This window comes from Bradyrhizobium sp. UNPA324 (assembly GCF_006658635.1).
Taxonomy (GTDB): Bacteria; Pseudomonadota; Alphaproteobacteria; order Rhizobiales; family Xanthobacteraceae; genus Bradyrhizobium; species Bradyrhizobium nanningense.
On the sequence record NZ_LFJD01000004.1, the window covers coordinates 5,464,858 to 5,487,419 of the forward strand.

General features: G+C 65.0%; 25 protein-coding genes. 13 read left to right on the forward strand and 12 right to left on the reverse strand.

Annotated features, from left to right (window positions below; all coding sequences use genetic code 11):
• Positions 1 to 54 precede the first annotated feature (54 nt).
• Both UNPA324_RS26235 and UNPA324_RS26240 read right to left on the reverse strand, forming a co-directional pair.
• The gene (locus tag UNPA324_RS26235) at positions 55 to 1,140 is read right to left on the reverse strand and encodes an AbrB family transcriptional regulator (protein ID WP_128920391.1); all 1,086 of its coding nucleotides are present in this window, start codon (positions 1,138 to 1,140) and stop codon (positions 55 to 57) included.
• Positions 1,141 to 1,239: 99 nt separating this feature from the next.
• On the reverse strand, positions 1,240 to 1,521 hold the full coding sequence (locus UNPA324_RS26240) for a PsiF family protein (RefSeq protein WP_128920392.1): 282 nt from the start codon (positions 1,519 to 1,521) through the stop codon (positions 1,240 to 1,242).
• A 204-nt stretch (positions 1,522 to 1,725) separates the two neighbouring features.
• On the opposite strand from UNPA324_RS26240, the gene UNPA324_RS26245 reads away from it, so the two are divergent.
• Positions 1,726 to 2,211, forward strand: a complete 486-nt coding sequence (locus UNPA324_RS26245) for a hypothetical protein (protein WP_141936673.1) — start codon at positions 1,726 to 1,728, stop codon at positions 2,209 to 2,211.
• Positions 2,212 to 2,257: 46 nt separating this feature from the next.
• On the opposite strand, the gene UNPA324_RS26250 is transcribed toward UNPA324_RS26245, so the two are convergent.
• A complete protein-coding gene (locus UNPA324_RS26250) occupies positions 2,258 to 2,806 on the reverse strand; it encodes a TetR/AcrR family transcriptional regulator (protein ID WP_128920394.1) in 549 nt (182 codons plus the stop codon).
• Between the two features lie 110 nt (positions 2,807 to 2,916).
• Here UNPA324_RS26250 and UNPA324_RS26255 point away from each other — a divergent pair, with 110 nt between their 5' ends.
• The 5 genes from UNPA324_RS26255 to UNPA324_RS26275 all read left to right on the forward strand — a co-directional run bounded on the left by UNPA324_RS26255 (position 2,917) and on the right by UNPA324_RS26275 (position 5,719).
• On the forward strand, positions 2,917 to 3,345 hold the full coding sequence (locus UNPA324_RS26255; RefSeq protein ID WP_128920395.1) for an acyl-CoA thioesterase: 429 nt from the start codon (positions 2,917 to 2,919) through the stop codon (positions 3,343 to 3,345).
• 3 nt (positions 3,346 to 3,348) lie between these two features.
• Positions 3,349 to 3,825, forward strand: coding sequence for a PaaI family thioesterase (locus UNPA324_RS26260; RefSeq protein WP_128920396.1), 477 nt, complete (start codon positions 3,349 to 3,351; stop codon positions 3,823 to 3,825).
• Positions 3,826 to 3,869: 44 nt separating this feature from the next.
• The gene (locus UNPA324_RS26265; RefSeq protein ID WP_128920397.1) at positions 3,870 to 4,253 is read left to right on the forward strand and encodes a CidA/LrgA family protein; all 384 of its coding nucleotides are present in this window, start codon (positions 3,870 to 3,872) and stop codon (positions 4,251 to 4,253) included.
• Entirely contained in the window at positions 4,250 to 4,972 is a 723-nt protein-coding gene (locus UNPA324_RS26270; protein WP_141936675.1) for an LrgB family protein, read from the forward strand. Before UNPA324_RS26265 ends, UNPA324_RS26270 begins: the two co-directional genes overlap by 4 nt.
• Positions 4,973 to 5,059: 87 nt before the next feature.
• Positions 5,060 to 5,719, forward strand: a complete 660-nt coding sequence (locus tag UNPA324_RS26275) for a DsbA family protein (protein WP_128920399.1) — start codon at positions 5,060 to 5,062, stop codon at positions 5,717 to 5,719.
• 78 nt (positions 5,720 to 5,797) lie between these two features.
• Here the strand turns inward: UNPA324_RS26275 and UNPA324_RS26280 are convergent, their stop codons facing one another.
• The 3 genes from UNPA324_RS26280 to UNPA324_RS26290 all read right to left on the reverse strand — a co-directional run bounded on the left by UNPA324_RS26280 (position 5,798) and on the right by UNPA324_RS26290 (position 8,151).
• Positions 5,798 to 6,004 (reverse strand): hypothetical protein, encoded by a 207-nt coding sequence (locus UNPA324_RS26280; protein WP_128920400.1) that lies wholly within the window; start codon positions 6,002 to 6,004, stop codon positions 5,798 to 5,800.
• A gap of 82 nt (positions 6,005 to 6,086) precedes the next feature.
• A complete protein-coding gene (locus UNPA324_RS26285) occupies positions 6,087 to 7,157 on the reverse strand; it encodes an alpha/beta hydrolase (protein WP_128920401.1) in 1,071 nt (356 codons plus the stop codon).
• A gap of 22 nt (positions 7,158 to 7,179) precedes the next feature.
• Entirely contained in the window at positions 7,180 to 8,151 is a 972-nt protein-coding gene (locus UNPA324_RS26290; RefSeq protein ID WP_128920402.1) for a S1C family serine protease, read from the reverse strand.
• 286 nt (positions 8,152 to 8,437) lie between these two features.
• On the opposite strand from UNPA324_RS26290, the gene UNPA324_RS26295 reads away from it, so the two are divergent.
• The 6 genes from UNPA324_RS26295 to UNPA324_RS26320 all read left to right on the forward strand — a co-directional run bounded on the left by UNPA324_RS26295 (position 8,438) and on the right by UNPA324_RS26320 (position 15,740).
• A complete protein-coding gene (locus UNPA324_RS26295; RefSeq protein WP_164936386.1) occupies positions 8,438 to 9,856 on the forward strand; it encodes a M20 family metallopeptidase in 1,419 nt (472 codons plus the stop codon).
• Between the two features lie 261 nt (positions 9,857 to 10,117).
• Positions 10,118 to 11,908, forward strand: coding sequence for a peptide ABC transporter substrate-binding protein (locus UNPA324_RS26300; RefSeq protein WP_141936677.1), 1,791 nt, complete (start codon positions 10,118 to 10,120; stop codon positions 11,906 to 11,908).
• 29 nt (positions 11,909 to 11,937) lie between these two features.
• Positions 11,938 to 12,897, forward strand: coding sequence for an ABC transporter permease (locus tag UNPA324_RS26305; RefSeq protein ID WP_128920405.1), 960 nt, complete (start codon positions 11,938 to 11,940; stop codon positions 12,895 to 12,897).
• Positions 12,863 to 13,780: an ABC transporter permease gene (locus UNPA324_RS26310; RefSeq protein WP_128920406.1), complete on the forward strand. Its 918-nt coding sequence runs from the start codon at positions 12,863 to 12,865 to the stop codon at positions 13,778 to 13,780. Before UNPA324_RS26305 ends, UNPA324_RS26310 begins: the two co-directional genes overlap by 35 nt.
• Positions 13,780 to 14,775 (forward strand): ABC transporter ATP-binding protein, encoded by a 996-nt coding sequence (locus UNPA324_RS26315; RefSeq protein ID WP_128920407.1) that lies wholly within the window; start codon positions 13,780 to 13,782, stop codon positions 14,773 to 14,775. The genes UNPA324_RS26310 and UNPA324_RS26315 overlap by 1 nt, the downstream gene beginning before the upstream one ends.
• The gene (locus tag UNPA324_RS26320; protein ID WP_128920408.1) at positions 14,772 to 15,740 is read left to right on the forward strand and encodes an ABC transporter ATP-binding protein; all 969 of its coding nucleotides are present in this window, start codon (positions 14,772 to 14,774) and stop codon (positions 15,738 to 15,740) included. The genes UNPA324_RS26315 and UNPA324_RS26320 overlap by 4 nt, the downstream gene beginning before the upstream one ends.
• A 136-nt stretch (positions 15,741 to 15,876) precedes the next feature.
• Here the strand turns inward: UNPA324_RS26320 and UNPA324_RS26325 are convergent, their stop codons facing one another.
• The 6 genes from UNPA324_RS26325 to UNPA324_RS26350 form a co-directional block, all read right to left on the reverse strand.
• Positions 15,877 to 16,524, reverse strand: a complete 648-nt coding sequence (locus UNPA324_RS26325) for an HAD family hydrolase (RefSeq protein ID WP_141936679.1) — start codon at positions 16,522 to 16,524, stop codon at positions 15,877 to 15,879.
• 84 nt (positions 16,525 to 16,608) lie between these two features.
• The gene (locus UNPA324_RS26330) at positions 16,609 to 16,830 is read right to left on the reverse strand and encodes a dodecin (RefSeq protein WP_128920410.1); all 222 of its coding nucleotides are present in this window, start codon (positions 16,828 to 16,830) and stop codon (positions 16,609 to 16,611) included.
• 169 nt (positions 16,831 to 16,999) lie between these two features.
• Positions 17,000 to 17,557, reverse strand: coding sequence for an HNH endonuclease (locus UNPA324_RS26335; RefSeq protein ID WP_141936680.1), 558 nt, complete (start codon positions 17,555 to 17,557; stop codon positions 17,000 to 17,002).
• Positions 17,558 to 17,770: 213 nt separating this feature from the next.
• Entirely contained in the window at positions 17,771 to 18,748 is a 978-nt protein-coding gene (locus UNPA324_RS26340; RefSeq protein WP_141936682.1) for a peptidyl-alpha-hydroxyglycine alpha-amidating lyase family protein, read from the reverse strand.
• A 130-nt stretch (positions 18,749 to 18,878) separates the two neighbouring features.
• Positions 18,879 to 20,654, reverse strand: coding sequence for a flavin-containing monooxygenase (locus UNPA324_RS26345; RefSeq protein ID WP_141936684.1), 1,776 nt, complete (start codon positions 20,652 to 20,654; stop codon positions 18,879 to 18,881).
• A 142-nt stretch (positions 20,655 to 20,796) separates the two neighbouring features.
• A complete protein-coding gene (locus UNPA324_RS26350; RefSeq protein WP_128920483.1) occupies positions 20,797 to 21,444 on the reverse strand; it encodes a DNA-3-methyladenine glycosylase family protein in 648 nt (215 codons plus the stop codon).
• A 184-nt stretch (positions 21,445 to 21,628) separates the two neighbouring features.
• Between UNPA324_RS26350 and gluQRS the strand changes: the two genes are divergently transcribed.
• On the forward strand, positions 21,629 to 22,501 hold the full coding sequence (gene gluQRS / locus UNPA324_RS26355) for a tRNA glutamyl-Q(34) synthetase GluQRS (protein ID WP_141936686.1): 873 nt from the start codon (positions 21,629 to 21,631) through the stop codon (positions 22,499 to 22,501).
• Positions 22,502 to 22,562 lie beyond the last annotated feature (61 nt).

Sequence of the window (22,562 nt, forward strand, 5' to 3'; positions counted from 1 at the left end):
ATGCGCCTTTGTCCACCCTACGAGAGCGGAGTTCGCGACGCGAGTCGCACTCGATCAATCATCCACATCGTCTTGCGTGCGCCCGAACAGATGCACGATGCCTGGCGTTGCGATCGTCACGAACACGAAACGCGACAAATGATGGGCGCCGACGAAGATCGGGTCGATGTGCAACGTCAGCGCCAGCGCCAGCATGGCATCCATCGCGCCCGGCGCGAAGGCGACGACGACGTCGGAGAACTTGACCTGCGTGGTGAGCGCGACGATGCCGACGAAAATGGCAGAGACGGCGATCGCGACCGCGAACGAGCCCAGCGCTGCATTGATGTGGCCGGCGAGCGTCTTGATCCGCATCCGCGCGAAACGGCTGCCGATCAATGCGCCGATCCCGACCAGCGCCACGCCGCGCACCCAGTTCGGCAGGCCGCCCTCGACCCAGCCGGCGCCATGCAGCACGCTGGAGGCGATCATGGCGCCGAACATCCAGCTCGCCGGAAACCTGATCAGCCGCAGCAACAGCGCCATGGCCAGCGAAGCCGCGACCAGCTCCACGAGGTCGAGCGGCGAGGCAATCGTCGTCGTCAGCGACGGCGCGGCGGAGGGGGCCACGCCGGCAATCGCGAGCACCATCGGCAGCGCTGCGGTGAGGATGATGACGCGCATGGTCTGCACCACCGCGATGCCCGGCAGGTCGGCGCCGCGTTCGACGGCCAGAATCGTGATCTGCGACAGCGCGCCGGGGCTGCCGGCGAGGAAGGCCGAGGTGCGGTCCCAGCCATGGACGCGCTGGAGGTAATAGCTGGAGCCGAAGGTCGAGCAGAAGGTCGCGAGCGCAAGCAGGCCGATGGTGAGGGGATAGGCACTGACCTGCTGCAGCAGATGGCGCGAGACCACCGAGCCCAGCGAAATGCCGAGCAGCACCAGCACGGTCTGGGTCAGCAGCGGCGGCAGCGACAATTGGCGGCCGGCGATGGCAGCAATCCCGACCGCGATCATCGCGCCCGAGATCAGCCCGCCGGGAAGGCCGGCGAGGAGAAACACCAGGCCTCCGGCGGTGCCGATGACGAGCGTCTCCGCCGTGCTCAAGAGCCTGGCACGGCTCGGCCATTCGAACGGTAGGGAGGCGGCGGTTTGCTTCACGCCACCTTATCGCAAATCAGCGAGAGACGCACAATTGCAGGCTCGTCATGCCGCAATGCGTGCGCCTCTCCCTGACGCGTGCGGAGGATCGCGCCGGGATTACTTCTTGTCGGCGGCAGGGGCGGCGGGCGCGGCGGTGCCGGCCTTCGCTTCCTTCTTGCACTCCCGGCGGAATTTCTTGCGCTCCTTGCCCTTCAGCCCCTTGGCGTCCGCCTGCTTGGAGCATTCGATCGACTCGGCCGTGCGCTCCTTCGTTGCCTTCTTGTCGGTGGTGGCAGCAGTGTCGGTCTTGGCGGCCGGCGCGGCGGTCTGCGCGAAGGTAGCGCCGGTGGCGAGCAGGGAGGCGAGGGCGACGGCGGCGAGGCGAGAGGCGAGGGTCATGGTGTTGCACTCATCTTGCGAGAATTGCATGGGGTTGCGAACGTCGGCTCGCATTGCTGAACGCGACATGAATAATCCGGACAAGGTGCTCACTATATTTTGGCGGCAGGCGCCGTCGCTTTCTTGTCGCAAATGGCCGGCACGCTAGGATAGCAATTGTTATTTCGCTTCCCCGTCGGGAGAAGATCAAGGAGGAGACCTAGAATGACCATTCAATCAAAATGGCTGTGCGCAATTGCACTGTCGGGATTTGCGGCGTTGGCGGCGCCAGCGCAGGCGCTGACCTCGCAGGAGTGCAGCGCAAAATACCAGGCGGCCAAGAAGGACGGCTCGCTCGGCACCATGAAGTGGAATGACTTCCGCAAGGCCCAGTGCGGCGCGGATGCGACGCCGGCCGCTGCGCCGACCGCTGCTGCGCCCGCCGCTCCGGCCGCTCCCGCCGAGCCGAAACAGGCGAAGAAGGAGGCGGCCCCCGCCGCCGCACCGACCCTGCCGGCCGGACCCGCGATCTATCCGAACGCGGTCGATCCGAAATACGCCAAGGAGACCCCCGGCAAGGCGCGCATGCACACCTGCGTCGACCAGTACAACGCCAACAAGACCACCAACGGCAATGGCGGCTTGAAGTGGATCCAGAAGGGCGGCGGCTATTACAGCGAATGCACCAAGAAGCTGAAGGGCGCCGCCTGAGCTCCAAACTAATGCGAAGGCCGGGGCAACGCTCCGGCCTTTTTGTCTAGTCCAACAGCTTCTCGGCCGACTTCGCCACCAGTTGCGACCGTTTGCGCGGGCCGCGCTCGACGAACAAGAGGCTCTGGCCGAAGATGAAGCAATAGAACAGGAAGGCCTGAGCGTCGGCCTCCTCGGCCGCAAGCCCGGTGGCGCGATAGAGCTCGGCCACGTGCTTGAGCCGCGCGGCGTCGACGTCCGCCACCGCCGCCGCGGCGTTCTCGTCCGAGCGGGCCCATTGGCGGATCGCGAGCTCGATCGCCATGGCTTCCGGATTGAGCCGCTCCGAATAGAGCTGGATCACCGCCTTCAGTCGTTCGCGGGGTGCCTCGCCGTCGAGGCGCGTCTGCTGCGCGATCGACGCTGAGCGCCCCTCCCGCCAGCGTTGCAGCATGGCATCGAGCAGCGCGGCGCGGTCGGCGAAGCGGCGGTAGAAACCGCCTTTGGTGACGCCGAGATTCTTGGCGAGCACCTCGACCCTGACGCCCCCGACCCCCGAGCGGGCGAGCTCGGTAAACCCCGCCTCGACCCAGACATCGCCCTTGCCGTCGCTCATGAAGGAAGCCTCACCGACTCTTGATACGGTGCCGTATTGCTAACCCTTCCCGGACTTGATACGCTACCGTATCAAGATCGAAAGACAAACCAGGGCGGAAGAAAATGGCGATGGAGCAGGAGGCAACCTATCGCGGCACGGTCTATCCGTGGCAGTGCGATCACGTCGGCCACATGAACATCATGTGGTATGTCGGCAAGTTCGACGAGGCCAACTGGAATCTGTTCGCCCGCCTCGGGCTGACGCCGAGCTACTTACGGTCCTCCGGCCGAGGCATGGCCGCCGTCCAGCAGAACATCACGTACAGGCGCGAGCTGCTCGCCGGCGACATCGTCGAGATCCGCAGCCATCTGCTCGAGGTCCGCGACAGGTCGATCCGCTTCCGGCACGACATGGCGAACGCCGAGACCGGCGAGATCGCCGCAACTTGCGAGATCACGGGTGTGCACATGGACCGAAGCCAGCGCAAATCGGCGCCGTTCGCGGATGCCGTCCGCGAGATCGCCTTGAGCCATCTCGCCGAGCCGGCCGAGCTCTGAGCCATGGCTGCGTACGAGCCGAAGAATCCGGGCTATCGGGCGGCGGCCGTCGCCATGTTCGATGGCCAGCCGGCGATGCGTACGCTCGGCATCGTGATCGTCCGCCTTGGACCGGGCGAGGTCGAGCTGGCGATGCTGCATTCGCCTGAATTCACCCAGCAGAACGGTTTTATCCATGCCGGCATCATCACCGCCGGACTGGACAATGCCTGCGGCGTTGCCGCCTTCACCCTGATGCCGCGCGAGGCGGACATCCTCACCGTCGAATTCAAGACCACGCTGCTTGCCCCGGCGCGGGGCGAGCGCTTCGTCTTCAAGGCCGAGGTCGTCAAGCCCGGCCGCACGCTGACCTTCTGCGAGGCCAGGGCGTTTGCCGAGCATGAGGGCAAGATCACGCTGATCGCCACGATGACCGGGACGTTGATGGCGATGCTTCCGCGCATGGCAACGTCGCCCGCGCCGGGCACGTCCGGCGCATAGCGGCGATTGACAAGCCTGCCGGCCCATCCCTTCATGCGACGGTCATGCTCGCGAGTCTCGGCCTCATCCTGCTGTGCCAATTGATCGGCGAAGCCGTCGTGCGCGGCCTCGGCCTGCCGTTGCCGGGCCCCGTGCTCGGCCTGTTGCTGCTCCTGGTCCTGCTTCTCGTGCGCGACCGCGTTGCGTTGATCGCGCGCGGGCCGCTGGGCAACGACGGCGTGGAGACGGCAAGCAAGGGTCTGCTGGCCCATCTCTCGCTGCTGTTCGTGCCGGCGGGCGTCGGCGTGGTGCAGAAGCTCGATCTGCTTGCGTCCCACGGCATCGCCATCGTTCTGGTGCTCGCGCTCTCCGTGGTCGTCACGCTGCTCGCGACCGTGCTGGCCTTTCGACTGGTCAGCCGCCTGTTGAAGCAACAGGATGCGCGATGAGCGACAATCCATTCTCGCTTTGGGTCTACCTCTCGCAGTCGCCGCTGCTCTGGCTGACCGTGACGCTGCTGGTCTATGCGGCCACCGACGCGGTCTCGCTGGCGACGCGGCGCCATCCGCTGGCCAATCCCGTGCTGCATGCGATGTGGATCATCGGCGCGTTCCTGCTGCTGACCGGCACGTCCTACACGACCTATTTTGCCGGCGCGCAGTTCGTGCATTTCCTGCTCGGGCCTGCGACCGTCGCACTCGCCGTGCCGCTGTACGAGAACCGCAAGCGTGTGGTCGCCTCCATCGTCCCGATGCTGGTGGCGCTGGTTGCGGGCTCGGTCACGGCCGTGGTGTCGGTGGTGCTGTTGGCGGAGCTCGCCGGCCTTCCCCGCGACGTGGTGCTGTCGCTGGCGCCGAAATCGGTCACCGCCGGCGTTGCCATGGGCATCGCCGAATCCCTGCATGCCGATCCCTCGCTGGCGGCGGTGGCGGTGATCCTCACCGGCATCATGGGCGCCATCATCGTGACACCGCTGATGAACCGCACCGGCGTTACCGATTACCGGGCGCGCGGATTTGCGGCCGGCCTTGCCGCCCATGGCATCGGGACCGCGCGCGCCTTCCAGGTCGACGAGATCGCCGGCGTCTTTTCCGGTATCGCCATGAGCCTGAACGTCTTGGTGACCTCGTTCCTGGTCCCCCTGGCGGTCACGCTGCTGGTGCGATGACATCACCGCCGCGACACTCTATATGACCAGTAACAATTCCCGGTCCCGAACCGTATTCGGGAAGATGGGACCGAAACGGGACGAGATATGGCTGGATCTGGGAATAAGGGCTTTGTGCCAACGCGGCGCGCGGCGCTGACGCTGATCGGGGCGGGCGCCCTCGCGGCAGGCCGCATCACCTCGGCACTGGCAGCCGCGGGTGATGACGAGGTGCTGACCGAAGCCAAGGTGCTTCGTGATCCCGACACGCCCGTCGCCGGCAATCCCAATGGCAACGTCACCATCGTCGAATGGTCCGATTACAATTGCCCCTATTGCCGCAAGCTCGAGCCCGAGCTGCGCCAGGTCGTCCAGGACGACGGCAAGGTGCGGCTGGTGATGAAGGATTGGCCGATCCTCGGGCCGGTCTCGGTCACTGCGGCCCGCGCCGCGCTCGCGGCAAAATTCCAGGACAAGTATCACCAGGCCCATGACGCGATGATGGGCGTCAGCTCGCGCCTGACCGAGCCGCGCATCAACGAGCTGCTGGCCGCGGCCGGCGTCGACATCGACCGGCTGAAGCGCGATCTTGCCGGCCGTGGCAGCGACATCGATGCGCTCCTCAAGCGCAACAACGAGCAGGCCGAAGCCTTCGGCTTCAACGGCACCCCGTCTTTCATCGTCGGCAAGTACCGCGTGCCGGGCGTGCTCAGCATGGCCGAGTTCGAGCAGGTCATTGCCGATGCCCGCAAGGCCAAGATGAACTGACGCGCGGCGTTGATCGCAGCCAACACAAAGGCGCCGCCGCGGATCCGCGACGGCGCCTTGTTCATGATGGAGCGTCGGTTACTTCGACGAGATCCGGACCCAGTCCTTATGGGCGCGATCGCGCAACGCATCCCAATCCGCTTTCGCCACGTCCCAGTTCACGATGGTGCGATTGGTGATCGCGACCTCGCCATTGGCGACCGAGGACGTCTGCATCGAGTCATAGACATAGACGCTACCCGCGAGCAGCAGCGCGCCCAGGATCATTCCGAAAAAAGTCTGCATGGCGAAACCTCCGGTGACAGGCAATAACGTTGGCCCGATATGATGGTTCCCCGGCAGTGCGGCGCGGACAAGGACGGGGCGTTCATCCTGCATTCAGCCACTGCATCAGCTCCGCGTTGATCTCGCGCGGGTAGGTGTGGCTGAGGTCATCGATCTCGCGATAGGTGACATCAGCGCCGGCGGCTGCGAGCGCTGCCTGCGTCTGGCGCGCGGTCTGCACGGGAAACATCCAGTCGAGCTTGCCGTGGGTGATGAAGATCGGCAGGCCTCGAAGGCGCGTGGCGTCCGCCATCTCCGCCATCAGCGGATGGAAGGTTGCCGAGACCGGTGCGAGATGAGTGAACGGCGAAGCGCCGTCGAGCCCGCTCACATAACAGAAGGTGCCGCCGTCGCTCATGCCGGTCAGCAGCATGCGCGAAGCATCGACGGCCCAGCGGCTGCGTACAGTCTCGAGGATGCGGATGAGATTGGGCGTATCGGCATCATCGCCCATCAGCGCCCAGGTCGGGCCGGTCGCGGTCGGCGCCACCAGGATCGCGCCAAGACTGCGCGCATCGCGCAGCCAGCTCCACAGAAAGCCGCGTCCGTTGCCGCTGCCGCCATGCAAAGCCATCACCAACGGCAGGGCGCGATCGGGCGTGTAATATTCGGGCACATAGACCGAGAAGCCGCCGCGACTGCCGGGTTCGTTGTGATCGTGGAAGATGCCGGCGTGCTCGCCCGTGCCGCCTTCGAGCCGCGACAACAGGTCGGCATTGTCGCGATTGGCAGCGTTGAGGAAGAAATTGCTGACCGGTGGAAACTGCATCGCCAGCGGATAGAGCGCCTCCTGCGCGCGCGGCAGGTGGCGCAGCGCGCGGAATACCGCGACGAGATCGCCATGGCCGTGTTCGACCTCACGGATGCCGGCAAAGGCGGCGAGCGTCTCGTCGCAGGCGCGATCCAGTCGCGCGCGCAAGCCGGCGAACTGCTCGGGCCAATCCCCGGTCGCAGCGCGTGCCGCCTGCAGCGCCGCGTCCGGCGTGCCGATCTTGTTCATGACGGAGGCAAAGGCCGGCGGGTGCAGATGCCGGGCGAAGAAGCCGAGCGCTTCCAGCGCATTGAGCAGCGGCGGCAGCACGGCCACGATGTCGTCGATCACGGCCTCGCTCATCGCGGCTTCCTTCAGCGGAGAGTCAGTGCAGCTTCGGCGCCTTCAACAGCTTGAAGCGATCGGTCGAGGCCACCGTGACGTCGAAGGTGACGCCTTCGTGGTGCACGGTCAGAGGCACGTCGACACCGGCGGCGCCGAGCGCCCACATCTTCTTGTAAAAGGCGGACTGGCTCGTGACCTTGTCGCCGTCGACGGCGAGGATGACGTCGCCGGTCTTGATCTCGGCGCGCGCGGCCGGACCGTTGGCGGAGATCCCGATCACCACCAGGCGGTTGTCGATCTCGGTCGAGTAGAGCCCGAGCCAGGGCCGCGCCGGCTTGTTGACGCGGCCGAACCTGCGCAAGTCCTCCAGGATCGGCTTCAACAGGTCGATCGGCACGATCATGTTGACATGCTCGGCCTTGCCGTCGCGTTCGCGCTCCAGCTGAAGCGAGCCGATGCCGATCAACTCGCCGCGCTCGTTGAGCAGCGCGGTGCCGCCCCAGTTCGGATGTGCGGGATAGGTGAAGACGGCTTCGTCCAGCAGATATTCCCAATAGCCGGCGAATTCCTGCTTGGCTACGATCTGGCTTGCGACCGAGCGCGTGCGGCCGCCAGCGCCGCCGACGATGACGCGGTCGCCGATCCGGGTTGCCGCCGACGAGCCGAGCGGCAGCGGCTCGACGTCGAGCTGGCCGAGCGCCTGCACCAGCCCGAAGCCGGTCTCGGAATCGAAGCCGAGCGCATGACCCTCCACCACGCGTCCGTCGGCGCGATGCAGCCAGACCGACTCCGCCTCAGTGATGAGATACCCTATCGTGAGCACCAGCCCGTCGTCGATCACGACGCCGTTGCCGGCGCGTTCGGTGCCCAGCGTCTCGGCGCTGAAGGCGTCCGGCGGGATGATGGCGTGCAGGCCGACGACGGATGCGAGCGCGCGGTCGAGATCGAAACCGTAGTCGCTCGCACGCGGCTGATTCGCCGGCGGCACTCTCCATTCGGTCAGGGTGGTCATGGAGCTCTCCTGGCTGAGTGCATCGCTCCGAGATTGCTGCAGAGCGAGGCGCGAAGCACGGATAATTTAGGCCGGGGGAGGCCGTCTTGAAAGCCTCGTTCCCAACTATTCATGGGAACGCCGCGTGAAATCTTCGAAAGGCACGGAAACGCCTCGCGCGTAGGCGGCGGGAGCCTCTCGATTCGGCACGCGCCGCATGGCTGGTGTCCGGCGAGGTGCTAGGCGCCGTGCGGTGAAGCTGCTAACCATTGCCGCTTCGTTTGACCAAGGGATCACGGATCGAAGCATGGATAACCGCAGCGACATCTGGCGTGGCGTCGACACGATCAAGGCGCGTTTCATCGACCTCAGCGACAGGGTCTGGGGCATGCCCGAGGTGTGCTACACCGAGGCGCGGTCCGCTGCCGAGCATCTCGCCGAGCTGCGTCATCAGGGTTTCCGCATCACCGAGAAGGTCGCCGGCATTCCGACCGCGGTGATGGGCGAGTGGGGTGAGGGCGGTCCGGTCATCGCCTTCATGGGAGAATATGACGCGCTGCCCGGCCTCAGCCAGGAAGCCGGCGTTGCTGAGCATCGTCCGGTCGAAGCCGGCGGCCACGGCCATGGCTGCGGTCACAATCTGCTCGGTTCCGCTGCGCTGCTCGCCGCGACCGCGGTGAAGGACTGGCTGGCCGAGAACAAGGTGCCCGGCCGCGTGCGCTATTATGGCTGCCCGGCTGAAGAGGGCGGCGCGGCAAAGGCCTTCATGGTTCGCTCCGGCGCGTTCGAGGACGCCGACATCGCGATCACCTGGCATCCGCACAGCTTCTGGGAGGTCGCGGTGACGCCGTCGCTCGCCAACACGCGCGCGGACTTCATCTTCACCGGCCGCACCTCGCATGCCGCGGCCTCGCCGCATCTCGGCCGTTCCGCGCTCGACGCGGTGGAGTTGATGAATGTCGGCGTGAACTACATGCGCGAGCACATGCCGAGCGACGCGCGCGTGCACTACGCGCTGCTCGATACCGGCGGGATCGCACCCAACGTGGTTCAGGCCCATGCGCGGGTGCGCTATTCGATCCGTGCGCGCGATCTTCCCGGCATGAACGAGCTGGTCGGGCGCGTGAGCAAGATCGCAGAGGGCGCGGCGCTGATGACGGAAACCAAGGTGGAGATGAAGATCATCTCCGCGGTCTCCAACATCCTGCCGAACACGCCGCTGGAGCAGGCGCTGCACCGGGTCATGGAAGAGCTCGGACCGCCGCATTTCGATGACGCTGACAAGAGCTTTGCCGGCCAGATTCGCGCGACGCTGAGCGACAGGGACATCGCGTCGGTCTATTACGCGATCGGCATGGAGCCGACCGATCGGCCGCTGGCCGACTTCCTGGTGCCGCTCGATGCCAAGCGCAACCCGCTGGTCGGTTCGACCGATGTCGGCGACGTCAGCTGGGTGGTGCCGACAGTGCAGGTTCACGCACCAACAGTTGCAATCGGCACGCCGTTCCACACTTGGCAGGTGGTGGCGCAGGGCAAGAGTCCACATGCGCACAAGGCCATGGTGCAGGCGGCCAAGGCGATGGCCGGTCTCGGCATCAAGGCGCTGGCGGATCCGGAACTGATCAAGGCGGCCAAGGCCGACCTCAAGAAGCGGACGACCAGGACACCTTACGTCTGTCCGCTGCCGGATCACGTCGAGCCGCCGCTCGACATGTCCGTCGCGTAGAATTTCGCCTCGATACTTCGTCTGATCCGGCGAACAAATTTTTCGCAGTGCAGCGTGCAATCCAGCATGTTTTGATGCTGGATTGCCGAACGGATGGGCTGCAGAACGCGGTTTTGCCCAACAGGCAGCCAGAAGACCGTTTGCATACATACGGTCCCAGTTGACGCGCCCCCCATTCGGTGTGCCATCTACTGCCAGCTAATTGGGCGGCCACCTCTGACGGCCGTCTTCATCACGATGGGAACCAGACGGGGGACAACCATGCTGGATAAAGAACTGCGTTCGATGATCGGCGAGGTGAAGGACGGGCGGATGGATCGCCGCGGCTTCATCAAGCGCATGGCCGCGGTCGGTCTCACCGCTCCCCTCGCCAATCAGATCCTCGCGCTCGGCGGCGTCGCCATGGCCGAGGGCCCCTCGATCTACAAGCCGACCAAGCGCGGCGGCGGCGGTGCGCTGAAGCTGTTGTGGTGGCAGGGCCCGACCCTGCTCAATCCGCATTTCGCAACCGGCACCAAGGACCAGGACGGCTCGCGCCTGTTCTACGAACCGCTCGCCTCCTGGGATCCCGACGGCAACATGAAGCTGGTACTGGCGGCGGAAATCCCGTCGATCCAGAACGGCCTGCTCGCCGCCGACGGCAAATCGGTGACGTGGAAGCTGAAGCCCGGTGTCAAATGGCACGACGGCAAGCCGTTCTCCGCCGACGACGTCGTGTTCAACTGGGAATATGCCAGTGATCCCGCGACCGCAGCGGTCACCATCGGCACCTACCGCGACATCAAGGTCGAAAAGATCGATGATCTCACGGTGCGCGTCCTTTTCAACAAGCCGACCCCCTTCTGGGCCGATGCTTTCGTCGGCGCCCCCAATACCATCATCCCCAAGCATCTTTTTGCGGATTACAAAGGCGCCAAATCACGCGAGGCGCCGAACAACCTGTCACCAATCGGCACCGGCCCCTACAAATTCGTGGAATTCAAGCCCGGCGATCTCGTGCGCGGTGTGATCAATCCTGATTATCACATGCCGAACCGCCCCTACTTCGACACGCTCGAAATGAAGGGTGGCGGCGACGCCGTTTCGGCGGCGCGCGCGGTGATCCAGACCGGCGAATACGATTTCGGCTACAACATCCAGGTCGAAGACGATGTGCTCCTGCGCCTGGAGAAGGGCGGCAAGGGCAAGGCCATCTACGCCGTGGGCGGCGACACCGAGTTCATCGCGCTCAACTTCACTGATCCCAATACCGAGGTCGACGGCGAGCGTTCCTCGATGAAGACCAAGCATCCGCTGTTCTCCGATCCGGCCGTGCGCAAGGCGCTGACGATGCTGGTCGATCGCGAGTCGGTCAAGAAGGCGATCTACGGCCGCGCCGGCCGCACCACCGCCAATTTCCTCAACGGTCCGGAGAAGTTCGTCTCCAAGAACAACACCTGGGAATTCAACATCGAGAAGGCTGCGAAACTCCTCGATGACGCCGGCTGGAAGCCTGGTGCAGACGGCATCCGCGAGAAGGACGGCAAGAAGCTGAAGCTGCTGTACCAGACCTCGACCAACGGCCCGCGCCAGAAGACCCAGGCGATCGTCAAGCAGGCCTGCCAGAAGGCCGGCATCGAGGTCGAACTCAAATCAGTCGTCGCCTCGGTGTTCTTCTCCTCGGACGTCGGCAATCCCGACACCTATCCGAAGTTCTATGCGGACTTGGAGATGTTCCAGATCCCCATGAGCCAGCCGGATCCGTCGCAGCACATGCGCCGCTATACGTCGGACAGGGTGGCAACCAAGGAAAACAAGTGGCAGGGCACGAATTATCCGCGCTGGGTCAACAAGGACTATGATGCGATCATCGCAGCGGCGGAAAGCGAAATGGATCCAATCAAGCGCGCCGCGCTCTACATCAAGGCCAACGACCTGTTGATCCAGGAGGTCGTGTTCATCCCCGTGCAGCATCGCCTCAAAGTGGAGGCCGCGGCCAACAACCTCGTCTGTATTGTCAGCGGCTGGGCCAACGAAACCGACAACCTGTTCGACTGGTACCGGGAGGCGTAATCGCGCGGGCGTAAGCGGGATATTTCCCTATGAGTCAATACGTCCTGCGTCGTCTGCTGATCGCGATTCCGAGCCTGCTCGGAATCTCGATCGTGCTGTTCGTCGTGCTTGCGCTCGCCCCCGGCGATCCGTTCTCCGAACTGGCAACGAACCCGAACGTGCCGCCCGAGGTGCAGGCCGCACTTCGGGCCAAGTTCGGCCTCGACGATCCGATCCACCTCCGCTACCTGCACTGGCTCAATGCCATGCTGCACGGCGACTGGGGCTTCTCCTTCGTCAGCCGGATGAACGTCGACACGCTCATCCTGCAGCGCCTGCCGGCCACGCTCTACGTGATCGGCTCGGCGCAGATCCTGGCCCTGCTGATCGCGATCCCGGTCGGCGTCTATGCCGCGACGAAGCCGTATTCGCTGTTCGACCAGATCGCCAACACGCTCGCCTTCGTGGGCTTCTCGCTGCCGACCTTCTTCACCGGCATCCTGTTCATCCTGATCTTCTCGGTCACGCTGGACTGGCTGCCGTTCGTCTATACCACCGACATCAAGGCGACCGGCATCCATTGGGTGCTGGAGATGATCCGCCAGGCGATCATGCCGGTGGCGGTGCTCGGTCTGTTCCAGGCGGCGTCGATGACGCGCTTCGTACGTTCGGCGATGCTGGATGTGATCCGGCTCGACTACGTCACCACCGCCCGCGCCAAGGGGCTCGGGCAGGCCAAGGTCATCGTCAAGCACGTCATGCGCAACGCCATGATCCCGGTGGTGACGCTGATCGCGTTGCAGATGCCCGCCGTGTTCGGCGGCGCCATCGTCACCGAGCAGATATTCCGCATCCCCGGCATCGGCTCGCTGCTGATCTCCTCTATCCTCTCCAACGACACGCCGGTGGTGATGGCCGTGACCTTCGTCTTCGCGTGCCTGGTCGTGCTGTTCAATCTCATCGCGGACGTGCTTTATGGCTGGCTTGACCCTCGCATCTCCCTCCGCTGAGCGGCGCGTCTACTCGCCCTGGCGCGAGACGTGGCGGCGCTACAGCCGCCACAAGCTCGCCGTCGTCAGCGCTTTCCTGCTCCTCATTCTGGTGCTTGCCGTCGTGGCCGGGCCGTTCGTGTGGCGCATCAAGATCAACGAGATCGACATCGTCGCGGGCATGCAAGGCCCATCGTTCGCCCATCCCTTCGGCACCGACGATCTCGGTCAGGACATTCTGGCGCGCATGATCTATGGCGGCCGCATCTCGCTCGCGGTCGGCCTCGCCGCGATGCTGGTCTCGGTCTTCATCGGCACACTGATCGGCGCGCTCGCCGGAATGTCGCGCGGTGCGCTCGGGCACGGCCTGATGTGGCTCACCGACCTCTTCCTGTCGCTGCCGCAGCTGCCGCTGCTGCTGCTGCTGATCTATCTGTTCCGCGACGGGCTGAAGCAGGTGTTCGGCCCTGAGGGCGGCATCTTCATCCTGATCGTGCTCGTGATCGGCGGCCTGCGCTGGATGCCGGTGGCGCGGCTCGTGCGCGCCCAGTTCCTGTCGATCCGCGAGAAGGAGTTCGTCGAGGCAGCACGGGCGCTCGGCGCCAGCCCGGTGCGGCAGGTGTTGCGGCATATCCTTCCCAATGCGCTCGGCCCGGTGATCATCGCCGGCACCATTGATGTTGCCGCCGCGATCATCGCGGAATCGACGCTGTCCTTCCTCGGCCTCGGCTTCCCGCCTGATACCCCGACCTGGGGCCGGCTGCTGTATGACGCCAAGGACTTTCTCGACATCGGTCCGCACTGGGCCCTGTTTCCCGGCGGCGCGATCTTCATCGCGGTGGTGGCCATCAACTTCATCGGCGACGGTCTGCGTGACGCGCTCGATGCGCGACGGGTGATCTGATGGCGCCGCTGCTCGAGATCAAGGGCCTGAAAACCCACTTCTCCACCGACGACGGCATCCTCCAGGCCGTCGACGGCGTCGACATCACCATCAACCGGGGCGAGACGCTCTGCGTCGTCGGCGAATCCGGCTGTGGCAAGACCGTGACCGCGATGTCGATCCTGAAGCTGATCGCAATGCCGCCGGGCCGGATCGCGGCCGGTCAGATCATCTTCGAGGGGCGCGATCTGGTGCCGCTGACCAGCAACCAGCTCGACGAGATCCGTGCCAAGGAAATCGGCTTCATCTTCCAGGAGCCGATGACCTCGCTCAATCCGGTCCTGACCATCGGCGAGCAGATCGCCGAGAGCCTGCGCCGCCACGAGGCCGTTACCAGAAAGCAGGCGCTCGATCGCACCATCGAGATGCTGAAGCTGGTGCAGATCCCCAACGCCGAAGGCCGCGTGCACAATTATCCGCACCAGTTCTCCGGCGGCATGCGCCAGCGCGTGATGATCGCGATGGCGCTGGCCTGCAAGCCGAAGCTGATCATCGCCGACGAGCCCACCACCGCGCTCGACGTCACCATCCAGGCGCAGATCCTCGACCTCTTGCAGGACATGAAGGAGCGCTTCGGCATGGCGGTGATGCTGATCACCCACGCCATGGGCGTCGTCGCCGAAACCGCGCAGCGCGTCGTCGTGATGTATGCCGGCAAGGTGGTCGAGGAAGCGCTCGTCGACGATCTCTTCGGCAATCCCGGCCATCCCTATACGCAAGGACTGATCCGCTCGATCCCGCGCATCGATCTCGACAGCGAGCACAAGACGCGGCTCGAGGCGATTGGCGGCTCGGTGCCGATCCTGATCAATCCGCCGGTCGGCTGCCGCTTCGCGCCGCGCTGCAAGTTCGCCATGAACGTCTGCACCGAGAAGGAGCCGCTGCTGCGCGAGATCGCGCCCGGTCATCGCATGGCCTGTCATCTCGGCGATCCGAACCTGGGAGCCGCGTCATGAGCGAACCCTTGCTCCGCGTCAGCGGCCTGAAGAAACATTTCCCCGTGCTCGGCGGCCTGCTGTCGCGCCAGGTCGGCACGGTCTACGCGGTCGACGGCGTGTCGTTCTCGGTCAACCGCGGCGAGACGCTCGGTCTCGTCGGCGAATCCGGCTGCGGCAAGTCGACCACGGGACGCTGCGTGCTGCGCCTGATCGAGCCGACCGACGGCGAGGTCACTTTCGACGGCCAGGACGTGCGCCAGCTCAGCGGCAATGATCTGCGCGCGATGCGGCGGAACATGCAGCTGGTGTTCCAGGACCCGTTCGCCTCGCTCAATCCGCGCATGACGGTCGGTGCGATCCTGGGCGAGGCGCTGATCATCCACAAGCTCGGGTCCTCGGCAAAGGAGCGCGACGAGCGCGTCGCTAGCCTGCTCGTCAAGGTGGGGCTCAAGGCCGAACACATGCGGCGCTATCCGCACGAATTCTCCGGCGGCCAGCGCCAGCGCATCGTGATTGCGCGGGCGCTCGCGGTCGAGCCGAAGCTGATCGTCTGCGACGAGCCGGTCTCGGCGCTCGACGTGTCGATCCAGGCCCAGGTCATCAATCTCCTGGAAGACCTCCAGGCCGAGCTGAACCTCACCTATCTCTTCGTCGCGCACGACCTCTCGGTGGTCGAGCACATCTCCGACCGTGTCGCGGTGATGTATCTCGGCCGCATCGTCGAACTGGCGAAAGCGAGCGATCTCTACCGCAACCCGCAGCATCCCTATACCAGGGCGCTGTTGTCGGCGGTGCCGGTGCCCGATCCAAAACTCAAGCGCGAGCGCATCCGCCTCAAGGGCGACGTGCCGAGTCCGATGAAGCCGCCGTCGGGCTGCCACTTCCACACCCGCTGCCCGATCGCCCAGCCGCGCTGCGCGGAAAGCGCGCCGGTGCTGAAGGAGGGAGCGGGCGGGCACTTCGTGGCCTGTCATCTGGCCTGATACCGCGAAACGCAGATTAGCCGTGATGAGATCAGAACCCGTAGGGTGGGCAAAGCGAAGCGTGCCCACGTGCCAATTGCGAGGAGGAAAGATGGTGGGCACGGTGCAAACGCGCCTTTGCCCACCCTACATATATTCACCCTAAGGGCAGCCCGTGCTCCGACAGGGCCTGCTTGAATCGCTGCACGGACGTGTGATGATGCGCGAACAGGCCGGCCTTGCGCGCGCCGGCGACGTTGGCTGCGAGATCGTCGACGAACAGGACGGTCTCCGGCCTCACCTCGAGCTCCGAGAGGCACAGCCGATAGCAGTCCGGGTCCGGCTTGGCCGTCTTGAATTGGGCCGAGGTGTAGATCCGGGAGCCGAACAGCGGACGCAGCTCCGGCAGCAGCGTGTCGATGTGGTCGGCGACCAGCGTGGTATTGTTGGTCAGGACGGCAATATCGACGGTCTTTCGCAAGCCGCCCGCAATTTCCAGCATCGCGCGATCCGCCTGCATTGAACGGCGCCGGGCCTCCACCCATTCCGCGAGCGAGAGCGGATAGCCGATGCGCTCGCCAAAGCCTTGCAGATAGTCGGCGGCCTCGAGCGCGCCGGAATCGCCGAGCAACTCGAACCCGCTGTCCCAGATCGCCTCGTGGACGGCTTCGCTGGTCGCTCCCGCAAGCTCCGCCAGATATGCGACGCGCGTCGGCCTGTCGTAAGCGCAGAGAACATTGTCCATGTCGAACAGGACGAGCTTGATTGCGTCGGTCACGGCGGCACTCGCGGATCGGCCGAACATCCGGCCCTGACCGCACTCATATCCCGCCCGAGCCCAGGCGACAAATCCGGCATGGTGCCCGATCGCCGCGATGCGCCTGCCGCGTCATCCCTCCAGCGTGAAGCCGACGCGCAGCGTCACCTGATAGTGGCGGACGGTGCCGTTCTCGATGTGGCCGCGCGTCTGCACCACCTCGAACCACTTCATCTCGCGAACGGTCTTGGCGGCGCGGCTGATCGCATTCTTGATCGCGTCCTCGATCGAGGTCTCGGACGATCCGACGAGGTCCAGGATCTTGTAGACGTGATCACTCTCGGTTGCGGGCATGGGTCTTTCCCCTTTTCATTTTGCGGACGACGCACGCGTTCGGTGGAACGCGCATGCGAGCGCGCATGGCGTCGAGTCTGAACGGGCATGGACGCCTCAGGTTCCGACCGGCATGCCGATCGTGCCCTTGATCGGCATGGTCTTCGCCGCGATCATTTTGGGCGCGCCGCTACGGATCCAGCTCCGTATCCCAGTAGAGATAGTCCAGCCAGCTGTCGTGCAGGTAGTTCGGCGGAAACAGGCGGCCGTTGCGGTGGAGCTGGTGCACTGTCGGTGCGAACGCGTTCTGGCGCGGAAACATTCTTGCCTGTGCCGGCGTCAGATTGCCCTTCCGCAAGTTGCACGGCGAGCACGCCGCGACCACGTTCTCCCAGGTGGTCTGGCCGCCTTTGCTGCGCGGGATGATGTGGTCGAAGGTGAGGTCCTCGGGCGAGCCGCAATATTGGCAGACGAAACGATCGCGCAGGAAGACGTTGAACCGGGTGAAGGCCGGATGGGTGGTCGGCTTGACGAAGGATTTGAGCGAGACGACGCTCGGCAGCTGCATCTGCAGCGTGGGACTGTGGACCGCCTGATCGTAGTGAGCGACGATGTTGACGCGGTCGAGAAACACCGCCTTGATCGCGTCTTGCCACGACCAAAGAGACAGCGGGTAGTAACTCAGCGGCCGGAAGTCCGCATTCAGCACCAACACCGGCCAACTGCCTTGCGAGACATGTGCGTTCAAGTAACGCTCCCGGCCTCCAATATACGCTGCGAAGCAGCATGTACTGACATACTACATGCAGCGTGACGGGATTGTGAAGCCCGTTGAGCGACTTATTCAGGCGCAAGCAATGCGGCGCCGGGGTGGCGACGGCGCTCAAAAAGCCGCGATCTGGGGAAGCACGCGGCGGGCGCGGAACCGCCTTATCCTGGGGGGCGCGGCGTGCCGCGGCAGCTACTCCCGTACCCGCTCCAGCTTCTGCAAGCAGCGCGTGGCGCGCACTGCAGCCGGCATCGCCTCGTCCGGGAAGCTGGTCTTCCAGTCGGTGACGCCGACCTCGCCGACATAGATGTCGCCCTTCGAATCCAGCGCGATGCCGTGCGGCGCCAGGAATTTTCCGCTGGCAACGCCGGGACCGTCCTCGCCGCCGAGCCGCGCGATGCGATTGCCCTTGGCGTCCACGATCGATAGCCGCGGGCCGAGATTGGGCACCTTGCGGTTGACGGCCATGCCGGGGCCGAGCTCGCCGATCACGAAGGTCGGGCTCTTCCCCCCGCCGCAGCAGCACAGCGCGCAAGGGCGGTGAAGGTTGTTCCACTGCGTCTCGTATTTGCCTTCGCCGTTGAACACCTGGACGCGATGGTTCTCGCGGTCGGCGACGTAGACCCAGCCGTCGGCATCGGTGGCAATATTGTGCACGATGTTGAATTGGCCGGGATCGGTGCCCGGCTCGCCCCAGCTCGTCATCAGCTTGCCGTCCGGCGTGAATTTGTGCACGCGCGCGTTGCCATAGCCGTCGGAGACGTAGATCTCGCCCTTCGGCGACAGTGCGGTGTGGGTGCAGCGGTGGAACGGATCGCCGCTCATGAACGGTGACGGTCTTGCGGGAATGCCGATCGTCAGCAGCACCTTGCCTTCGGTGGTGCATTTGCGCACGGTGTGGTCGCCGTCATCGGTGCAATAGAGATTGTCGTCGGCATCGATGTGCAGTCCATGCGCGCGCGAGAACAGCCCTTCGCCCCAACTGCGCAGGAAATTGCCCTGGCGGTCCAGCACCACCATCGGATGGGTGCCGCGGTTGAAGACGTAGATCTGGTCACGGCTGTCGACCGCGACGGAGGCGACGTCGGTGAGCTGCCAGCCGTCGGGGAGCTTTGCGAAGTTGTCGACGACGCGGTAGCGGTGCTCGCCGGTGCCGAGAATGGCTGGCATGGTGTCCCTTCCTTCGGTCTTTCGTGCTCGTCTGTACCCCTACCGTCATTGCGAGCGCAGCGAAGCAATCCAGACTGGCTCCGCGGAAAGACTCTGGATTGCTTCGCTGCGCCCGCAAATCACGAGAGGTTCAGGCCGTGCCCACCTCACGCCCCAAAATCCCTTCCTCGATCGCCTTGATCTGGAGCGCGAGAAATTTCGAGTTGATCCGGCACTGCGCCAGGCTGCCGGCGATGAACCAGAGACCGGGCTGACCCGTGCGCGCGTACATGTTGCGCAGCTCGAAGCCGTTGCCAAAGCCCCAGACCGGGCCGACGCGGTCGGCGACGGCATCGCCGAACAGCTTCCGCATGAGATATTCTTGCGGCTTGTAACCGGTGGAGAGCACGATGAGATCGGCTGGCACGATTGTGCCGTCCTTCATCCGCGCGCCGTCAGCGACAAAACCCTCGATGTCGTCGAACTGCCTGAGCTTGATCTTGCCCTCGACGATCAGATTGGAGCAGCCGACGTTGAAATAATAGCCGCCGCCGCGGGTGAGGTATTTGAATTGCCAGCCGGTGCCGGCCTCGCCGAAGTCGAGCTTGAAGCCGACGCGGGCAAGGCCGTCGAGCAGCTCCTTGTCGAGCTCTTTCGACTGCTCGGTCAGCATCACATGCGTCTTCTTCGCAAGCGGCGTCGGCATCGAGGCCGCGATCAGGTCGTTGTCCTCGAGCGTGCCTTCGTTGTAGGTCGCATAAGCGAGCTGCGCCGACGGCTCGATATTGGTGACCAGCGTCGGTGAGCGTTGCACCAGCGTCACCTCCGCGCCGCTGGAATACAGATCCTGCGCGATGTCATGGCCGCTGTTGCCGGTGCCGATGACGATCGCGCGCTTGCCGATCCAGATCTCGCCGTCCTCGTAGCGGCTGGAGTGCACCAATGTACCCCGGAAATTGTCGAGGGTCGGGATGTCCGGAATGTTGGCAATGCCGCTGACGCCGGTTGCCATGATGACATGGCGCGGATGCATGGTCCGCTTGCTGCCGTCGGCGCGCCGCAGTGTCACCGTCCAGCATCCCTTCGCCTCGTCATAGGCGCCGCCTTCGAATTCGGTGCCAGTCCAGAAATTCAGTTCCATCGCATCGACGTAAGCCTCGAACCAGTTGGCGAGCTTGTCCTTGGGGATGTAGGTCGGCCAGCTCGGCGGAAACGGCATATAGGGCAGGTGATTGACCTGCACCTGGTTATGCAATGTCAGCGCATGGTAGCGCTTGCGCCAATTGTCGCCGATCCGCATCCCGCGATCGACGATCAGCGCATCGACCTGCAACTGCTTCAGCCGCGCCGCGATCGCGAGCCCGGCCTGGCCGCCGCCGACCACCAGCACGGCCGGGTCGCGATCGGCATAGTCGCGCGAGACGTTGCGCAGATCGAGCCAGTTCGGCCCGCGGAAATCGCGCGAATAGGCCTGGCCGCGCGGGCGCGAAGTGCCGAGCTGCTCCTCGAAGCCCTTCAATTCGTCGAGCGCGGTGAGCAGCGTCCATGCCTTCAGACGGTCGCCGTCGGCGGCGTCAGGGACGAGCCGGACGATGCCGCTGCCGCGCCCGATCGCGGTTTCGAAATTGAAGATGGCTTCGATGCTGTTGGTGCCGGCGCGCGTCACCCAGCGCGGCCGCGCGCGGTTGGGTGCGATCTTGAAATTGGCCGGTGCCGCCTTGGGCGCGAGCGCGGCCAGCGCTTGTGCAATCGTCTTGCGGCCGGCGAGCGTTTGCAGGTTCCAGCTCAGCGCCAGCACGTCGCGCCAAAAGCTGTCGGCGAGGAAGAGGTCGTCGAATGCGGCGGGCTCGGGCTTGCTCAGCAAATGCTCGAACGCGTCAAGCCAGGCTTGCGCGGATGCGGCGATATCCTTCGTCCTATCCAGCATGCGACCTCGTGGCCGTCTTCGCGGCGTTTCCTCTGTGGGCGCACGCTATACCGGATCAGTGAGCGTCAAAAGCGCTTTACCCGAGCCGTGAGAGCATGTGGCTCTGCTCGCTGAGAATGCGCGCCTTCAGGGTGACGTGGTGCTAGGCCGAGAGCACGCCCTCGCGCTTCTTCACCGCGCGATAATAGCTCCACCACAGATGCGCCGCCGCGCCGCGCAGGGGACGCCAGGGCTCGGCGAGTGGCGCCATCTGCTTCTCCGTCGGCCGCGCCTTCAGGCCGAGGCCAATCTTGATGCCCTCCTGCACGGCGAGGTCGCCGGCCGGCCAGGCATCGCCATGACCGAGGCAGAACAGGAGATAGACGTCCGCGGTCCAGGGCCCGATGCCGGGCAGCGCGATCAGCGAATGATGCGCGGCGTCGGCGTCTTCCTCGGCCAGCACGTCGAGGTTCAGCCGCTGCGCGTTGATCTCGCGCGCAAGATGCTTCAGCGTCTTGATCTTGGCGGCCGAGAGGCCGAGCCGCCCCAGCCGGTCGGCGCGGGCGCGGCGCACCGCATCATGGTCGAACGGATCGAAGGCTGCCGACAGCCGTCCCCAGATCGCCGCGGCGCTCGCGGTCGAGAGTTGCTGTCCGCAGACGATGTGGGCAAGCCCCGCAAAACCCGGCTCGCGCCGCCGCAACGCCGGCATGCCCGCGATCTCGAACACCGGTTTCAGGCGCGGATCGCGCTTGATCAGCGCGTGGACGGCCTCTTCGAGATCGGATTGGGTTTCGAGGTGGATGGTCATGGTGATCGGCAATCTCTCTCCGGCATCATGCGTCGGCCTGCCCGGCCATCAACGTCTCTCGAGCCAGCGAGCATGTTTAGCATGGGAGACCGTGTCCGTAAGTCCGTGACCTTGGCACGCTCGCAGTGTGATACCGAAGAACGTGGATGGCCGGGACAAGCCCGGCCATGACGAGTTCTTTCGCATGGCACCACCCGTTTTCCGATTCGCCCCGAGCCCCAACGGTTTGCTCCATCTTGGCCACGCCTATTCGGCGCTGCTGAATTTCGACCGCGCGCGCGAGACTGGCGGGCGTCTGTTGCTGCGGATCGAGGACATCGACGCGACGCGCTGCCGGCCGGAATTCGAGGCGGCGATCTATGAGGATCTCGCCTGGCTCGGGATCGACTGGGAGACGCCGGTGCGGCGGCAGTCGGAGCATCTCGCCGCTTATCGCGCCGCGCTGGACAAGCTGTCGGCGCTTGGCCTCGTCTATCCCGCGTTCGAAAGCCGGGCCGAGATCGCAAAGCTGGTTTCCCTGCGCGAGACGAATGGTCCGTGGCCGCGTGATCCCGATGGCGCGCCGCTTTATCCTGGCGAGGCGAAGTCGCTCTCGGCGCCCGAGCGCGACCGTCTCGTCGCATCGGGCATGCCTTACGCGTTGCGGCTCGACATGATGGCGGCCTGCCAGCGCGCCACCGGCCTGACCTGGAATGAGCTGGGCGAGGGGCCCGATGGCGAGCGCGGCACCGTCCCGGCGCGACCGGAGGCCTGGGGCGACGTGATACTGGCACGCAAGGAGACACCGACCAGCTACCATTTATCCGTCGTCGTCGACGACGCGCTCCAGGGCGTCGGCGAGATCGTGCGCGGCCAGGATTTGTTTCACGCGACTTCCGTCCATCGCCTGCTCCAGGTCCTGCTCGGCCTGGGCGAACCCGCCTACCGCCATCACCGGCTGATTTGCGACGGTGAGGGGCGGAAGCTGTCGAAATCGAGCCGCTCGACCGGTCTGCGCGCCTTGCGTGCGGCCGGCATCACGCCTGCCGGCATCCGCCAGCTGGTGGGATTAGGTTAAGTTTCTCTGGGGGTTAGCGAAACGTCGCCGTGACTCCAGGTATTTCGCCGTGCCATGCTCG

Bases quoted from the DNA above. Each gene is read 5' to 3' on its own strand.
- UNPA324_RS26345 (WP_141936684.1), bottom strand. From the start codon at position 20,654: ATGCTGGATAGGACGAAGGATATCGCCGCATCCGCGCAAGCCTGGCTT.
- UNPA324_RS26320 (WP_128920408.1), top strand. From the start codon at position 14,772: ATGAGCGAACCCTTGCTCCGCGTCAGCGGCCTGAAGAAACATTTCCCC.
- UNPA324_RS26350 (WP_128920483.1), bottom strand. From the start codon at position 21,444: ATGACCATCCACCTCGAAACCCAATCCGATCTCGAAGAGGCCGTCCAC.
- UNPA324_RS26310 (WP_128920406.1), top strand. From the start codon at position 12,863: ATGGCTGGCTTGACCCTCGCATCTCCCTCCGCTGAGCGGCGCGTCTAC.
- UNPA324_RS26250 (WP_128920394.1), bottom strand. From the start codon at position 2,806: ATGAGCGACGGCAAGGGCGATGTCTGGGTCGAGGCGGGGTTTACCGAG.
- UNPA324_RS26290 (WP_128920402.1), bottom strand. From the start codon at position 8,151: ATGACCACCCTGACCGAATGGAGAGTGCCGCCGGCGAATCAGCCGCGT.
- UNPA324_RS26285 (WP_128920401.1), bottom strand. From the start codon at position 7,157: ATGAGCGAGGCCGTGATCGACGACATCGTGGCCGTGCTGCCGCCGCTG.
- UNPA324_RS26295 (WP_164936386.1), top strand. From the start codon at position 8,438: ATGGATAACCGCAGCGACATCTGGCGTGGCGTCGACACGATCAAGGCG.
- UNPA324_RS26255 (WP_128920395.1), top strand. From the start codon at position 2,917: ATGGAGCAGGAGGCAACCTATCGCGGCACGGTCTATCCGTGGCAGTGC.
- UNPA324_RS26315 (WP_128920407.1), top strand. From the start codon at position 13,780: ATGGCGCCGCTGCTCGAGATCAAGGGCCTGAAAACCCACTTCTCCACC.
- UNPA324_RS26340 (WP_141936682.1), bottom strand. From the start codon at position 18,748: ATGCCAGCCATTCTCGGCACCGGCGAGCACCGCTACCGCGTCGTCGAC.
- UNPA324_RS26265 (WP_128920397.1), top strand. From the start codon at position 3,870: ATGCTCGCGAGTCTCGGCCTCATCCTGCTGTGCCAATTGATCGGCGAA.
- UNPA324_RS26305 (WP_128920405.1), top strand. From the start codon at position 11,938: ATGAGTCAATACGTCCTGCGTCGTCTGCTGATCGCGATTCCGAGCCTG.
- UNPA324_RS26275 (WP_128920399.1), top strand. From the start codon at position 5,060: ATGGCTGGATCTGGGAATAAGGGCTTTGTGCCAACGCGGCGCGCGGCG.
- UNPA324_RS26300 (WP_141936677.1), top strand. From the start codon at position 10,118: ATGCTGGATAAAGAACTGCGTTCGATGATCGGCGAGGTGAAGGACGGG.
- UNPA324_RS26260 (WP_128920396.1), top strand. From the start codon at position 3,349: ATGGCTGCGTACGAGCCGAAGAATCCGGGCTATCGGGCGGCGGCCGTC.
- UNPA324_RS26280 (WP_128920400.1), bottom strand. From the start codon at position 6,004: ATGCAGACTTTTTTCGGAATGATCCTGGGCGCGCTGCTGCTCGCGGGT.
- UNPA324_RS26270 (WP_141936675.1), top strand. From the start codon at position 4,250: ATGAGCGACAATCCATTCTCGCTTTGGGTCTACCTCTCGCAGTCGCCG.
- gluQRS (WP_141936686.1), top strand. From the start codon at position 21,629: ATGGCACCACCCGTTTTCCGATTCGCCCCGAGCCCCAACGGTTTGCTC.
- UNPA324_RS26330 (WP_128920410.1), bottom strand. From the start codon at position 16,830: ATGCCCGCAACCGAGAGTGATCACGTCTACAAGATCCTGGACCTCGTC.
- UNPA324_RS26245 (WP_141936673.1), top strand. From the start codon at position 1,726: ATGACCATTCAATCAAAATGGCTGTGCGCAATTGCACTGTCGGGATTT.
- UNPA324_RS26325 (WP_141936679.1), bottom strand. From the start codon at position 16,524: ATGTTCGGCCGATCCGCGAGTGCCGCCGTGACCGACGCAATCAAGCTC.
- UNPA324_RS26240 (WP_128920392.1), bottom strand. From the start codon at position 1,521: ATGACCCTCGCCTCTCGCCTCGCCGCCGTCGCCCTCGCCTCCCTGCTC.